At 50.6% G+C, this 15,264-nt stretch carries 15 protein-coding genes; 6 read left to right on the top strand and 9 right to left on the bottom strand.

Translation table 11 applies throughout. The features are described 5' to 3' along the window. Positions 1–25: 25 nt before the first annotated feature. The 4 genes from HV302_RS13020 to HV302_RS13005 all read right to left on the bottom strand — a co-directional run bounded on the left by HV302_RS13020 (position 26) and on the right by HV302_RS13005 (position 4,405). Positions 26–880, bottom strand: coding sequence for a dimethyl sulfoxide reductase anchor subunit family protein (locus HV302_RS13020; protein ID WP_181625918.1), 855 nt, complete (start codon positions 878–880; stop codon positions 26–28). A gap of 1 nt (position 881) precedes the next feature. After that, positions 882–1,499 carry a DMSO/selenate family reductase complex B subunit gene (locus HV302_RS13015; RefSeq protein ID WP_047358406.1) on the bottom strand — a complete coding sequence of 206 codons (618 nt, stop codon included), beginning with the start codon at positions 1,497–1,499 and terminating at the stop codon, positions 882–884. Positions 1,500–1,509: 10 nt separating this feature from the next. Further along, positions 1,510–3,948: a selenate/tellurate reductase subunit YnfE gene (gene ynfE, locus HV302_RS13010; RefSeq protein WP_181625917.1), complete on the bottom strand. Its 2,439-nt coding sequence runs from the start codon at positions 3,946–3,948 to the stop codon at positions 1,510–1,512. A gap of 148 nt (positions 3,949–4,096) precedes the next feature. Continuing rightward, complete coding sequence (locus tag HV302_RS13005; protein WP_085951053.1) at positions 4,097–4,405, bottom strand: DUF1161 domain-containing protein; 309 nt, start codon at positions 4,403–4,405, stop codon at positions 4,097–4,099. Positions 4,406–4,507: 102 nt separating this feature from the next. Between HV302_RS13005 and HV302_RS13000 the strand changes: the two genes are divergently transcribed. Continuing rightward, positions 4,508–5,218, top strand: a complete 711-nt coding sequence (locus tag HV302_RS13000; protein ID WP_181625916.1) for a YnfC family lipoprotein — start codon at positions 4,508–4,510, stop codon at positions 5,216–5,218. Positions 5,219–5,225: 7 nt separating this feature from the next. On the opposite strand, the gene speG is transcribed toward HV302_RS13000, so the two are convergent. Continuing rightward, the gene (gene speG, locus HV302_RS12995) at positions 5,226–5,786 is read right to left on the bottom strand and encodes a spermidine N1-acetyltransferase (protein ID WP_006684613.1); all 561 of its coding nucleotides are present in this window, start codon (positions 5,784–5,786) and stop codon (positions 5,226–5,228) included. 35 nt (positions 5,787–5,821) lie between these two features. Next, positions 5,822–6,163: a DUF1283 family protein gene (locus HV302_RS12990; protein WP_016153054.1), complete on the bottom strand. Its 342-nt coding sequence runs from the start codon at positions 6,161–6,163 to the stop codon at positions 5,822–5,824. A gap of 153 nt (positions 6,164–6,316) precedes the next feature. Here HV302_RS12990 and HV302_RS12985 point away from each other — a divergent pair, with 153 nt between their 5' ends. The 4 genes from HV302_RS12985 (at position 6,317) to HV302_RS12970 (ending at position 10,986) form a co-directional block, all read left to right on the top strand. Next, positions 6,317–6,643, top strand: a complete 327-nt coding sequence (locus HV302_RS12985; RefSeq protein WP_016153055.1) for a YnfA family protein — start codon at positions 6,317–6,319, stop codon at positions 6,641–6,643. 107 nt (positions 6,644–6,750) lie between these two features. After that, positions 6,751–7,965, top strand: a complete 1,215-nt coding sequence (gene rspA, locus HV302_RS12980; protein ID WP_016153056.1) for a starvation-sensing protein RspA — start codon at positions 6,751–6,753, stop codon at positions 7,963–7,965. 60 nt (positions 7,966–8,025) lie between these two features. Further along, entirely contained in the window at positions 8,026–9,360 is a 1,335-nt protein-coding gene (locus HV302_RS12975; protein WP_049041486.1) for an MFS transporter, read from the top strand. A gap of 159 nt (positions 9,361–9,519) precedes the next feature. Further along, entirely contained in the window at positions 9,520–10,986 is a 1,467-nt protein-coding gene (locus HV302_RS12970; RefSeq protein ID WP_181625915.1) for a mannitol dehydrogenase family protein, read from the top strand. A gap of 74 nt (positions 10,987–11,060) precedes the next feature. Here the strand turns inward: HV302_RS12970 and ydfZ are convergent, their stop codons facing one another. From ydfZ to ydfG, 3 genes are all read right to left on the bottom strand, one after another. Beyond that, positions 11,061–11,264 (bottom strand): putative selenium delivery protein YdfZ, encoded by a 204-nt coding sequence (ydfZ, locus tag HV302_RS12965; protein ID WP_003032393.1) that lies wholly within the window; start codon positions 11,262–11,264, stop codon positions 11,061–11,063. A 189-nt stretch (positions 11,265–11,453) separates the two neighbouring features. After that, a complete protein-coding gene (locus HV302_RS12960; protein ID WP_016153060.1) occupies positions 11,454–12,140 on the bottom strand; it encodes a GntR family transcriptional regulator in 687 nt (228 codons plus the stop codon). 86 nt (positions 12,141–12,226) lie between these two features. Further along, on the bottom strand, positions 12,227–12,973 hold the full coding sequence (gene ydfG / locus HV302_RS12955; protein WP_016153061.1) for a bifunctional NADP-dependent 3-hydroxy acid dehydrogenase/3-hydroxypropionate dehydrogenase YdfG: 747 nt from the start codon (positions 12,971–12,973) through the stop codon (positions 12,227–12,229). 137 nt (positions 12,974–13,110) lie between these two features. Here ydfG and dcp point away from each other — a divergent pair, with 137 nt between their 5' ends. Then, entirely contained in the window at positions 13,111–15,156 is a 2,046-nt protein-coding gene (dcp, locus tag HV302_RS12950) for a peptidyl-dipeptidase Dcp (RefSeq protein WP_181625914.1), read from the top strand. Positions 15,157–15,264 lie beyond the last annotated feature (108 nt).

Below are 15,264 nucleotides of genomic sequence, written 5' to 3'. Positions count from 1 at the left end.
GTGCGGGTTGCCCCGCACCCGAAAGTTAACCTGCAACAGCCATTCCGACTGTCATATGTAAACCGTAAAACAATCCGCGGCCAATGATTTCACCGGCGAGGACTAACATTAAGCCCAGCGCCAGGCCGCCGACGGATGGTGCTTTACGACGGATCAGCGGGCATATCCAGCAGCCCAGACCGGCGGCCAGCAGAATGATGCGCCAGACCTGCAAGCTTCCGTAGTCGGGAACCAGCGCGCTGGCGGATTGCACCGAACTGTGGATCCCGCCGAGCGACAGTCCCTGCAGAACAATAACCGCCACGATCACCAGTAGGGCCAAAACGCTTATGTAGGCGAATCTGGCGGTGCCAGAGGAAACACCCGCAGCACGCAGCAGCAGGGCGGCAAACAGCGGTCCGCTTAGCAACATCGTCATAAAAAATGCCACCGTAGTGTAGCCGTTATACCAGGTCGGGACAGTGTCTATCTGGTAGACGCTGGTCATCGCCAGCACAAATACCAGCCCCAGCAGCATGCCCACCAGTAGCCAGATTTTACCTAACGCTGCGGGCATTTTACCGAGAAACGCCACCAGCCACCACAGGCCACCGACGGCGAAAAACAGTGAACCACTGGCGATTTCGTTACTCAGCGCAGATGCGCCAACTCTATTCAGCGAGTTAAAGGCGCGCAGTGGCGAACCCAGGTGCATTACCGAGGCGAGAAAGGCGATGCCCATCACCAGCCACAGAAAAAACATGCTGCGCACGATACGTTGTTTTGCCACCTCGTCTTTAGCGGTCAGCCAGCCATAACCACTCACTATCAGCGCCCCGGCCACGCACTGGCCCAGCACCGTAAACAGGACCAGCGGCCATTCATGCCATCCATTGCCCATGTTACACCTCCTGCGGATTCGCCAGATAACCCGTGGTATCCCCGGTCGGGCGGCTATTGGCGTTGGGTTTGATCACAATGCTCGGTTTGGTGAAGTGCGCACCTGGCAGCGGAGCGACCGCCGCCAGTTCACCGTGCTTTTTGCGCAGCTCATCAATTGGACCAAAGTCCAGCGCGCGCAGCGGACAGGACTCGACGCAGATGGGCTTTTTGCCGTCGGCCACGCGGTCATGACAGCCATCGCACTTGGTCATATGACCTTTGGCGGCATTGTACTGCGGTGCGCCGTACGGGCAGGCCATGTGGCAGTAGCGACAGCCTATGCATACGTCTTCATCCACCACCACAAAACCATCTTCACGCTTATGCATAGCGCCGCTGGGGCAAACCTTGGTGCAGGCCGGATCTTCGCAGTGGTTACAGGCAATGGAGAGGTAATAGGCGAAGACATTCTGTTGCCAGACGCCGTTATCTTCCAGCCAGTCGCCTCCAGCGTATTCGTAAATACGCCGGAAACTGACGTCGGGAGTGAGATCCTTGTAATCTTTGCAGGCCAGCTCGCAGGTTTTACACCCCGTGCAACGGCTGGAATCAATAAAAAATCCATACTGAGTTGTCATGGGTTAGTCCTTATGCCTTCTCGATCTCGACCAGGTTAGTATGCTGTGGGTTGCCTTTTGCCAGCGGCGACGGGCGCTGAGTTGTCAGCGTATTGACGCAGGCGCCATGGTCAATCTTATCGCCAGCCATATCGGCATCGTGCCATGCACCCTGGCCCATTGCGCTTACTCCGGGCAAAATTCGTGGCGTTACTTTTGCCGGGATACGCAGTTCACCGCGATCGTTAAAGACTCGCACCATATCGCCATTTGCAATCCCCCGTTTTTGGGCATCGACGGGATTTATCCATACTTCCTGACGACAGGACGCCTGGAGAACATCGATATTGCCGTAGCTGGAGTGGGTGCGGGATTTGTAGTGGAAACCAAACATCTGCAGCGGGAATGAACTGCGTTTCGGGTCATCCCAGCCTTCAAATGTGGAAGCATAAACGGGAAGCGGACTGATTACCTCGTCCTTTTGCAGTTCCCATGTACTGGCAATTTTCGCCAGTCGGCTGGAGTATATTTCAATCTTGCCAGACGGTGTTTTGAGCGGGTTGGCCTGTGGATCCTCGCGGAATTTTCTATAGGCGACAAAGTGTCCGTTAGGATCTTTGCGTTTATAGATCCCCATTTTTTTCAGCTCGTCATAAGTCGGGAGCGCGGGGTCTTTAGCCAGCATTTTTGCATACAGATACTGAAGCCACTGCTCCTGTGTTCGGCCTTCAGTAAACCGTTGATAGACATCATCGCCAAGACGTTTTGCGACTTCACTCATTATCCAGTAGATCGGTTTGCGCTCGAACTTAGGCGACGTCGCGGGTTGAATAAAAATGAGGTAACCCATGTTGCCTGCATAATCGTTAGGAATGATGTCTTCCTGTTCGACGGTCATTAAATCAGGCAGCAGAATATCGGCATATTTGGCCGAAGAGGTCATGAAGTTTTCAATGACCACAATCATTTCGCATTTCGTGTCGTCCTGAAGGATCTCATGCGTTTTATTGATATCTGAGTGCTGATTGGTGATGGTGTTGCCCGCGTAGTTCCAGATAAATTTAATCGGCACGTCGAGCTTATCTTTCCCACGTACGCCATCGCGGGTAGCGGTCATTTCCGGGCCCCGGACGATTGCGTCGGTCCAGCTAAAGCAGGATATCTGGGTCTTAATGGGATTTTCTGGCAGCGGCATACGCTCAATCGTGATGGTGTAGGTTGATTCTCGTGCACCGCTATTGCCGCCGTTGATGCCAACGTTGCCAGTCAGGATCGGCAGCATCGCGATTGCGCGTGAGGTCAGCCCGCCGTTAGCCTGGCGTTGCGGACCCCAGCCCTGACAAATATATGCGGGTTTTGTACTGCCGATTTCCCGAGCCAGTTTGATAATGCGCTCGGCTGGGATCCCGGTAACATGTGAGGCCCACTGGGGAGTTTTAGCGATACCGTCATCACCGTTGCCCAAAATATAGGCTTTGTAGTGCCCATTAGCGGGTGCGTCGGCGGGCAGGGTTTTCTCGTCGTAACCAATGCAGTATGTATCCAGAAACGTCTGGTCAACGAGATCTTCGTGAATCAGGACCCAGGCGATTCCGGCTACTAATGCAGCATCGGTGCCTGGACGAATAGGGATCCATTCATCTTCACGACCCGCTGCGGTATCGGTATAACGCGGGTCGATGACGATCATCCGGGCATTAGAGCGCTCCCTGGCCTGTTCCAGGAAGTAAGTTATTCCACCTCCGCTCATACGCGTTTCGGCGGGATTATTGCCGAACATCACCACCAGCTTCGTGTTTTCGATATCGGAGGTGCTGTTGCCTTCGTTTGAACCGTAGGTATAAGGCATTGCCGCCGCGATTTGTGCGGTACTGTAGGTGCCGTAATGACTCAGGAATCCGCCATAGCAGTTCATCAGGCGAGCGACCAGCGAGGCATAAGGGGAGGAGCGAGTAATGTTGCCGCCTACAATGCCAGATGTGTAGTTGATATACACGGCCTCGTTACCGTATTTGTGCACGGTATTTTTCAAACTGGCACTGATGGTGTCCAGTGCTTCCTGCCAGGTTATACGCTCAAATTTACCTTCACCACGTTTGCCTACGCGCTTCATGGGGTAATTCAGGCGATCCGGATGATTGATCCGTCGACGGATTGAGCGGCCACGCAAACAGGCGCGAACCTGGTGTTGACCATAAATATCGTTCCCGGTCGTATCGGACTCCACCCATACGACTTCATTATCTTTAACGTGGAGTTGCAGGGCACAACGGCTGCCGCAGTTTACGGAACAAGCGCCCCAAACCACTTTTTCTTCAACGGGTTGTATCGCCTGCTGTACCGCTGCGGCGGCAGTGCGCATTCCGAAAGGTAACGACAGCCCACCCGCGGCAAGCGCCAGCGAACCGATTGCCGAGGATTTCACTAACGTCCTGCGGCTAATGCCTCCATATTGCTCAGTTTTTGACATTACTCACCCCATTATAGTTATCGCTATATATTAATTCCTATAACGAAATTAATAGCATGCTAATAATGGTTTGAGTTTACCCACTTATGGGTATGTCATCTTAATGCATATCAAACTGGAGTGACCCTCCGCGTACGGAGGGCGTGATTTATTGCGGTTCGGCGACGTGCCCGTCCTGGGCAGGGGTGCTATTGGCAGGGGCGTTGCCACTGTTGGTTCGGGTATAGAGAATTTTGTGCGTATCGTTTGCACAATGTCCCACGACCAGTGAATCAGGCTGATCGGCCTGATCGTTGGGGACAATGTTCAGCGTAAAGCTGGATTCAGCAACGCCATTATTAATGATGCGCTGTTCGATATCACTTTTCACACGTTCACATGACGCCGGTGCCGCCAAAACCTGCGGGGACGCGACGGCCAGTAAGAGCGCGGCAATTCCTGTTATGTATTTCATCATCAGCTCCTTTATGATCGACCTGGACTAAGATTAGCATTTCTGGTGTAAATAACTGTATTTGCTAATATGATTGAGAATTATCTTCTTATCCCGGTGAAAAATGTGAAGAAAAAGATCTTATTAGGTTTCCTGTGCGTCGTGCTGGCCGGGTGTGATAACGCCAAAGGCCTGGATTCCTTTACGCCGGAAATGGCCAGTTTTTCCAATGAATTTGATTTCGATCCGCTGCGCGGGCCAGTAAAAGATTTCAGCCAGACGCTGCTTAATGACAAAGGTGTAGTCACCAAGCGCGTTGTCGGTACGCTCTCACAGGAAGGGTGCTTCGATACGCTTGAATTGCATGATATTGAAAGCAATACCGGCATGGCGTTGGTCCTGGATGCTAACTATTACCGGGACGCCAAAACGCTGGAAAAACGGATCCGCTTACAGGGTAAATGTCAGTTAGCAGAACTGCCTGCGGCGGGCGTGGTATGGGATACCGACGATAACGGTTTTGTCGTTTCCGCCACGGGAAAAGAGATGAAGGTGCAATATCGCTATGATGCGGAAGGCTACCCGCTGGGTAAAACCACCGTCAATAAGGACAATACCTTGCAGGTTGATGCCAAACCGTCGGTTGACCCGTTGAAGAAGCTGGATTACACCGCGGTAAGTCTGCTCAATAATCATCCGTTAGGTAATGTAAAACAAACGTGCAAGTATGATGACTATGCTAATCCGGTCAACTGCCAGCTTGTTATCGTTGACGAGAGCGTGAAGCCGGCAGTTAAACACCATTACTCGATTGAAAACACCATCGATTACTATTAGTCAGTCTTTACTGAGCGGTAGGTTGCAGCAGGTTAGGACCTGACGTTTTATGTTCTGCCAGATACTGCTGCTGGAAGATACACATGCGGATTGTGTTGCGGTATTGGCCGTTGATAAAGAATTCATGAATCAGTTCGCCTTCGACCATAAACCCGAGTTTACGGTAGATGTGGATGGCTTTTTCGTTCTCTTTATCAACGATCAGATACAGCTTATATAAGTTAAGTACGGTAAAGCCGTAATCCATCGCCAGCTTAGCAGCCCGGGAAGCCAAACCTTTGCCCTGATATTCCGGCGAAATAATGATCTGGAATTCTGCCCGGCGGTGCACATGGTTAATTTCAACCAGCTCCACCAGTCCGGCTTTTTCACCGTCGCATTCCACGACAAAGCGACGTTCGCTTTGGTCGTGGATATGCTTGTCATACAGATCTGACAGCTCAACAAATGCTTCGTAAGGTTCTTCAAACCAGTAACGCATTACGCTGGCGTTGTTATCAAGCTGATGGACAAATCGTAAATCTTCACGCTCCAGCGGGCGCAGCTTAACACTGAGCGCGCTAGTCATATCGTATCCTTTCAATATCTTTCAAAGTGCAATCATTATGGGGCAACGGTGCGGCCAGTGCGGCGGTCGAGGCAGCGCAGGGTGTTGGGCTCCCAGTACGCATTAATATTAGCGCTCTGTTCGCATTTATCACGGCTATCGAAAGCTGCGTCGGTTTTGTCCCACTCTTTCTCTGCACGCTTGTTGACCTTCTGGCGTAACTGACGCGTATCGTTCCATTGTTCCTTTTCCATTGCTGCCTGTTGACGACTTTGCGCACTGTCCCCGGATTCAATGATCAGTTTACTGGTTTCAGCAAATGCGGAAGAGGTGTACACAGCCGCAGCCAGCGTCAGCATAGCCGTCAGGCACAGGCGTTTGGTCAGTGTAATATTCATGGTGAATTCCTTTTATGGGAAAGGGAAAAAACAATAAAACAGGGCTAAATTCTACACTATTCTGGCTTGCGGGCATACCCACTCAGCGGAGATGGATACGCTAACGACATTCTGTCGTATCATGGTTAAACCAAAGGTAACTGAATAACATCAATGCTTAAGACCACATTCCTTTTTTTCATCACCGCGTTATGCGAAATCATTGGCTGCTTTTTACCCTGGCTCTGGCTTAAGCGAGGGGCTACGGCATGGCTGCTGATACCCGCCGGGATGTCACTGGCCTTATTCGTCTGGTTACTGACGCTGCATCCGGCAGCAAGCGGGCGTGTGTACGCGGCCTATGGTGGAGTTTACGTGGTGACAGCGTTGCTTTGGCTACGTATTGTTGACGGCGTAAAACTTAGCCTGTACGACTGGTCAGGCGCGCTGGTGGCATTGTGCGGCATGCTGATTATTGTGGCGGGATGGGGGCGCGCATAGCGCCTTTTTTGTGATCAATCAGCGTTTTTTTGATCTTCATACTTGTATGGTAGTAGCTCAGTTGGGTAAATTTCCTGCATCACAAGAACAAATGCAAGGAATAAGAAATGAAGATTGTTGGGGCTGAAGTGTTTGTCACCTGTCCGGGGCGTAATTTTGTCACGTTGAAAATTACCACAGACGATGGGATCACTGGGCTGGGAGATGCCACTTTAAACGGACGCGAGTTATCCGTAGCGTCCTATCTGAAAGATCATGTTTGTCCGCAACTGATTGGTCGCGATGCGCACCGAATTGAGGATATCTGGCAGTTTTTCTACAAAGGCGCGTACTGGCGTCGTGGTCCGGTCACCATGTCGGCGATTTCCGCGGTGGATATGGCATTGTGGGACATCAAAGCGAAAGCGGCGAATATGCCGTTGTACCAGCTGCTCGGCGGTGCATCTCGTGAAGGCGTTATGGTTTACTGTCACACCACAGGCCATACCGTTGATGATGTACTCGAAGATTATGCGCGCCATAAAGAGATGGGCTTTAAAGCAATTCGCGTGCAGTGCGGCGTGCCGGGTATGAAAACCACTTACGGTATGTCTAAAGGCAAAGGACTGGCCTACGAACCCGCTACCAAAGGGCAGTGGCCAGAAGAGCAGTTATGGTCAACGGAGAAGTACCTCGATTTCACACCAACACTGTTTGAAGCCGTGCGCGACAAGTTTGGTTTCAACGAACATCTTCTGCACGATATGCACCACCGTCTGACGCCAATTGAAGCGGCCCGTTTCGGCAAAAGCATCGAGCAATACCGTCTGTTCTGGATGGAAGACCCAACCCCGGCTGAAAACCAGGAATGCTTCCGCCTGATCCGCCAGCATACGGTCACGCCGATTGCGGTAGGGGAAGTTTTCAACAGCATCTGGGACTGCAAACAGCTTATCGAAGAGCAATTGATCGACTATATCCGCACCACCATCACCCATGCGGGCGGTATCACTGGCATGCGTCGAATTGCCGATTTCGCGTCGCTGTATCAGGTACGTACCGGTTCGCATGGACCTTCCGATCTGTCCCCAGTATGCATGGCCGCTGCGTTGCACTTTGATCTGTGGGTGCCGAACTTCGGCGTACAGGAATATATGGGGTATTCCGAGCAAATGTTGGAAGTGTTCCCGCACAACTGGACCTTTGATAACGGCTATATGCATCCTGGAGACAAACCAGGTCTTGGGATCGAGTTTGACGAAAAGCTGGCGGCGAAATATCCGTATGACCCTGCATATCTGCCTGTTGCTCGTCTGGAAGATGGCACGTTGTGGAACTGGTAAATATAAATTTTACGTACGAAAGATGTTGATTAACTCAATACCCTACAGAAGGTAAAACTTATGGTTAGTTCAGTCGATATTAAAAATAACGTAGATAATAAACCCATTATTCGCAGAGTGGCTTCAGCCTCCGCAATTGGTACTGCTGCCGAATACTATGACTTCTTTGCATATGGGACAGCAGCCGTACTCTTTTTTGGTCATTTATTTTTCCCAAGTGACGATCCGTTAATTAGTACGCTGGCTGCTTTTGCAACCTATGCCGTTGGTTTCCTGGCTAGACCATTAGGAGGAATTGTCTTTGGGCATATTGGCGATAAGGTCGGGCGCAAAAAAGCACTGGTTATTACTATATTAATCGTTGGCTTAGGGACATTCTGTATTGGGTTGTTACCTACATATGAAAAAATAGGTGTATGGGCTCCAGCTTTACTTATATTTATTCGTGTATTACAGGGCTTTGGTGTTGGAGGAGAACAAGCCGGTGCAGTATTGATGACTGCTGAATATTCTGAGCCCAAACATCGTGGATTTTTTTCGAGTTGGGTTCAAATCGGTGCCCCAGTTGGTTTTCTTCTGCCGTTAGCACTCTTTGCGTTGTTAAATGCCACACTTTCTCCAGAGGCAATGATGGATTACGGGTGGCGTATACCGTTCCTGTTAAGTCTGTTGCTGGTTATTGTTGGGTTATTTATCCGCTTAAAAATTGATGAATCACCAGTCTTTGCTCAGATTAGGGAGACAAAAGCAGAAGAATCACGTCCATTAGTTGAAGTTATCCGTGATTTTCCGGGAATTGTCGTTAAGGGAGTATGTGCGAAGCTGATTGAGGCTTGCACATTTGCAATGTTTACAGTGATTGTCCTTGCATACGGTAAGGCAAACAATCTCGATGCAAATATCTTGATGGAGACAATGATCGTTGCGGTGATTATAGAAATAATTGCAATACCGATGATGGGCTCGCTATGCGATAAAATTGGGCGTAAACCAGTTTATATTATCGGCGCATTGCTCCAGGTTGTTATGATTATTCCTTTCTTCCTTGCAATCAATCAGGATAGCTTTTGGCTTACGCAAATAGTAATGATCCTGGTACTGAGCGTTGGGCATAGTATGTGTTATGCACCTCAGGCATCTTATTTCCCAGAGCTTTTCCCGACTCATATTCGCTGTAGCGGAATAGCATTAATTTGGCAGTTGGGATCGCTAATTGGTAGTGGGATTCTTGGTTTAGTAGCAGTAAAAATTCTGCAAGTAACTGGTGGACATTATTATGGACTCGCAACCTATGTGATTGTACTTGGCGTCATCTCAGTTATTGGTTTGCTGATGATGCCGGAAACTGCACCGCAAAGGCTTAAACGTGAATACCAGCAGTGGCAGAAACATTAATATCCTTTGGCGGCAATATGCCGCCAAATTTACCTTTTATGGTACACAGCTTTAAGTGATGTCATACCAATCATTAAAAGCTTAATGCAAATCAAAACATACAACCATACAGGCGTTACTCTGAATCAATCCTGATTTCATTGATAAGTAGGTCATACCATGCAAAACAAGCTCTTAACGGCAAAGGCTGCACTTCCCGACTACGATCGTACGAAACTGGTCCCGCGTATTGTTCATCTGGGGTTTGGCGCATTTCACCGCGCACATCAGGGGGTTTACGCTGACATTCTCGCTGCGGATCACGGCAGTGACTGGGGCTATTGCGAAGTGAACCTGATTGGCGGCGAGCAGCAGATTGCCGATCTGAAACAGCAAGATAACCTGTATACCGTTGCAGAAATGTCTGCAGATGCTTGGACTGCAAGAGTCGTGGGCGTGGTGAAAAATGCGCTGCATGCGCAGGTTGATGGTCTGGAAAGCGTACTGGCTGCGATGAGTGAACCGCAGGTTGCGATTGTTTCCCTGACCATTACCGAGAAAGGGTATTGCCATTCTCCGGCGACCGGTCAATTGATGTTAGACAACCCGATGATTGCCGCCGATCTACAAAATCCAAAACAGCCAAAAACTGCGCCAGGCGTTGTGGTTGAGGCGCTTGCACGCCGCAAAGCTGCGGGGTTACCCGCTTTTACCGTGATGTCCTGCGACAACATGCCGGAAAACGGTCATGTGATGCGCAATGTTGTCACCGCGTATGCCCGGGCGGTGGATGCGGAACTGGCTGCGTGGATCGAACAACATGTCACATTCCCGTCGACAATGGTTGACCGCATTGTCCCTGCAGTTACCCAGGATACGCTGGACAAAATTGAACACATTACCGGCGTACGCGACCCGGCAGGCGTGGCATGTGAACCGTTCCGTCAGTGGGTTATAGAAGATAACTTTGTCGCTGGCCGCCCTGAATGGGAGAAGGCGGGAGCGGAGCTGGTTGCTGATGTCATTCCGTTTGAAGAGATGAAACTGCGTATGCTCAACGGTAGCCACTCTTTCCTTGCTTATTTGGGGTATCTGGCGGGATATCAGCATATTAACGATTGCATGGGTGATGAAAATTATCGCCTCGCCGCGCGCGCGCTGATGTTGCAGGAACAAGCGCCCACGTTAAAAGTGAAAGGTGTGGATCTTCCGCACTATGCCGATCTGTTAATTGAGCGCTACAGCAACCCGGCACTGCGTCATCGCACCTGGCAGATCGCGATGGACGGCAGTCAAAAACTGCCGCAGCGTATGCTGGACTCCGTTCGCTGGCACATTGTGCACGGTAGCCACTTTGAACTGCTGGCGCTGGGCGTGGCTGGCTGGATGCGTTACGTCGGCGGTGTGGATGATCAGGGCCAGGCGATTGAAATCAGCGATCCGCTGTTACCGGTGATCCAGAAAGCGGTGCATAGCAGTAACGAGGGCGAAGATCGTGTCCAGGCGCTGCTGGCGATCGATGCTATTTTTGGTCGTGAACTGCCGCAGGTAGAATTGTTCAAGAACCAGGTCACACAAGCCTATCTTGCTTTACTGGCTGAAGGGGCGAAAGCAACCGTTGCGAAGTATGCTGCAAAACTGAAGTAACGAGAACATCATTTAAGTCGCCATCTGGCTATAAACAGGCCAGATGGCGCATTGTTTTTTGGCATTCACACCAATTAGTTCATGCCCAAACGAATCAGTTCGAGGGGGGCATATTTACCTTCACACCCTTCGATTTCCACTGTTTTCCCGCGGCGAATTTGCTCAGCGGTCAGGCCATCGGTATCTATCGCTGTAATGCGGCCTGTAAGTCCGGTGTCGCTAATCATGACGCGGCTGCCAGTGGTGATTGCGTTACGGTTACGATCGTATGTTTTCATGGTGTTTTCTCCTTTCCAACTTACCGTCAAAGCCCGTGGGCTCTAGTCCCACGTAACGGGCGCAATATAAATACGCTTCTCGCTAATGATTTTTTTTGTTTTCGATCAAAATCACAGCTTTTTTTATGCAGATGTGCGGGAGAGGGGAAACGCAGGAGAAACTCACCTCGGTGTGAGGTGAGCGTAATATTAATCTTCGCTGAACCAGTCGCTATTTTCCTGACGGATTAGCTGAACGGACTCACCAATTTCCTGGAGATGCAGCATCATTGCGCGCTCAACGGCATCGCCATCATGTTTCTCAAGTGCGGTAAAAATATCGTGATGCTGACGCAGCAGCATTTCAGGCGGAGAGATATGATCCAGGCTCATATAGCGAACGCGGTCAATCGTGGCCTTAATATTCTCAACGGTGTCCCAGGCGAGCTGGCACTCGGCGATTAAAGCCAGTTTCTGATGAAATTCGTCATCTAGCTGGAAGAAATCATTGATTTGTTTTCGATCAATCGCGATGCGCTGCTGATGCAGATTTTGTTCGAGCTGATAGCACTGTTTATCGGTGATCAGTGATGCGGCGCGGCGGACCACGGCACATTCAATTGCCTGGCGAACAAAACAGCCGTTTTGCACCTGCGACAGCGAAATTTTGTTTACGTAGCTGCCACGCTGCGGGCGGATCTGAATCAGACCGTTCTCTGCCAGTTTGATGAATGCTTCTCGTACCGGCTGGCGTGACACATTAAAGCGTACGGAAACCTCTTTCTCCGACAGCGGCGTACCGGGTGCAATCAGACAGTGCACGATATCACGACGAAGAATACGGTAAATCTGTTGATTTACCGGTTGTGTAGGGTTGAGCTGCGTTTCTACGGTCATTCATTCTTACTTTTTAGAGAGTTAACCCGGAGATCTTATCACTTATTTCAGGCTATCTATACCCGGCGCAAGGCCGGGCAGAGAAATTAGCTCCGATGAATACTCAGTCCGGCAAAAGACTGTGTGACAGGCATCATTTCAAGGGTGTTAATGTTGACATGAGCGGGTAAGGACGCCACCCACCATACCGCTTCTGTAACATCTTGCGGGGTCAGCGCAGTGGTATTTTCGTAGGCTTTTTCAGCTTTAGCGTCATCGCCTTTAAAACGTACGTTAGAGAATTCCGTACCGCCAACCAGACCCGGTTCAATGTCGGTAACGCGAATCGCAGTGCCGTGTAAGTCAGTACGTAAATTCAGGCTAAACTGGCGAACAAACGCTTTGGTCGCACCGTAGACGTTCCCACCAGCGTATGGCCAACTGCCCGCGGTAGAACCGATATTGATAATATGACCGCGGTTGCGCTCAACCATGCCTGGCAGAACGGCACGGGTCATATAAACCAGGCCTTTGTTGTTGGTGTCGATCATATTTTCCCAGTCTTCAACGCTGGCCTTGTGGGCTGGCTCAAGGCCCAGCGCCAGACCCGCGTTGTTGACCAGAACATCAATATCGCGCCATTCAGCGGGTAAGGCGTTCAGCATCTCTTCAATTGATGCACGATTACGTACGTCCAGTTGCGCGGTATAGAGGCGGTCACCCAGCTCATCTTTGAGTTCCTGCAGGCGCTCCTGGCGGCGTCCGGTGGCAATAACTTTATGCCCATTCTCAATAAAACGACGCGTAATGCACTCACCAAAACCTGCGGTTGCTCCGGTTACTAAAACGATCATCTCACTGTTCCTCAACGCTTTTTATGTAGTACTACCATAGCACGTCATTTCCGTTCAGAGCTATTCCTGCTTAACGCGATTGCGGTCGATTCCCGGGAAGTCTACTCTGGTAAACAAATCGTTTTCAGGAGTGAAAGATGTCGTTAACGAATCCATTTTTACACCACAGCACATTGCCGTATCAGGCGCCGCAGTTTGATCAGATCGACGTGCAGCATTATCGTCCAGCGTTTGATGAAGGCGTGCGGCAAAAACGCGCCGAGATCGACGCTATTGTGCAAAACTCACAGGTTCCTGATTTTGCTAATACGTTGCTGGCGCTTGAACAAAGCGGGGGGCTGCTCACGCGCGTGACCAGCGTTTTCTTCGCGATGACGGCGGCGCACACCAACGATGAACTACAGCGCCTTGACGAAGAGTTTTCCGCAGAGCTGGCGAGTCTTGCCAATGATATTTATCTCAATGGCGTGCTTTTCGCGCGTGTCGAAGCTGTCTGGCAACGGCGTGGTACGCTAAGTCTGGATAGCGAATCAATACGTCTGCTGGATGTTGTGTATCAGCGTTTTGTACTGGCCGGCGCCCGTCTGAACGAGACCGATAAAGCTAAACTTAAAGCGCTCAATACGGAGTCAGCCACGCTGACCAGCCAGTTCAATCAACGGTTGCTGGCAGCAAACACGTCTGGTGCTATGGTGGTGGATGATATCCGGCATCTGGAGGGGCTGAGCACAGAAGAAATTGCCGTTGCCGCCGAAGCTGCAAGGACGAAAGGGCTTGAAGCGTGTTGGGTTATCCCGCTATTAAACACAACACAGCAACCGGCGCTTGCGGTTTTACGCGATCGTCAGACCCGCGAAAAACTGTTCACCCGCGCATGGACGCGGGCTGAAAATGATGATGGCAACGACACGCGAGCTATTATTCAGCGACTGGTAGCAATCCGGATGCAGCAGGCGCAACTGCTTGGTTTTGCCAATTACGCAGCCTGGAAAATTGCCGACCAGATGGCAAAAACGCCGGAAGCGGCACTGACATTTATGCGATCTATTGTTCCAGCCGCGCGGGCGCGGGCGTTGGATGAGCAGGCTGAAATCCAGAACGTTATCTTTCAAGAACACGAGTCGTTTAGCGCCGAGGCCTGGGACTGGTCGTTTTATGCCGAGCAGGTCCGTCGTGAGAAATATGACCTTGATGAGGCACAGCTCAAACCTTACTTTGCCCTGGATTCGGTGCTGAACGAGGGCGTTTTCTGGACGGCCAATCAACTCTTTGGCATCAAATTCGTTGAACGATTCGACATTCCGATTTATCACCCGGATGTTCGGGTATGGGAAATATTCGATCATGATGGCGTAGGGTTGGCGCTATTTTACGGTGATTTCTTTGCCCGGGAATCAAAAAGCGGCGGAGCCTGGATGGGCAATTTTGTTGAGCAATCGCTGCTTAACGAAACCAGACCGGTTATTTACAACGTCTGTAATTATCAAAAACCTGCGCAGGATCAGCCTGCATTGCTGCTGTGGGATGATGTTATTACGCTATTTCATGAATTTGGACATACATTGCACGGTCTGTTCGCCACTCAGCGTTATGCCACGCTTTCTGGGACCAACACTCCGCGTGATTTTGTCGAGTTTCCTTCACAGATCAACGAACACTGGGCGAGCCATCCTCAGGTCTTTGCCCGTTTTGCCCGACATGTTGATACCGGGGAGCAAATGCCGCAGGCATTGCGGGATAAAATGCAGCAGGCCAGTCTGTTTAACAAAGGTTACGACATGACCGAACTGCTCAGCGCTGCATTGCTGGATATGCGCTGGCACTCTCTGGAGTTGAGCGAGTCATCTCATCCGGTCGATCAATTTGAACAGCAGGCGCTGGCGGCGGAATGTTTGGATCTCAAGGCCGTGCCGCCGCGTTATCGCAGCAGTTATTTTGCCCATATCTTCGGTGGCGGTTATGCCGCAGGTTATTATGCCTATCTGTGGACGCAAATGCTGGCCGATGATGGCTATCAGTGGTTCGTAGAGCAGGGCGGATTAACCCGTGAAAACGGACAGAAATTCCGCGAAGCAATTTTGTCCCGCGGAAACAGCACTGATTTAACTGAACTTTATCGCCAGTGGAGCGGGCGTGAACCGCGCATGGAACCCATGCTGGAACATCGTGGTTTGAGCGCTTAAGACAGGTCAGCCAGAAAATTAAACCGGGCGTGGTGCCCGGTTGTTAGCTGGATTTTTTCTTCAGCAAAATGAATCGTTGTTGGGTATTGATGCCTTGCATCTCATAGA

Origin of the sequence: Citrobacter sp. RHBSTW-00859 (assembly GCF_013729795.1) — a bacterium.
GTDB lineage: Bacteria > Pseudomonadota > Gammaproteobacteria > Enterobacterales > Enterobacteriaceae > Citrobacter > Citrobacter braakii.
Note: the sequence above shows the minus strand (reverse complement) of the source record. Positions and strands in the feature narration are given on the sequence as shown.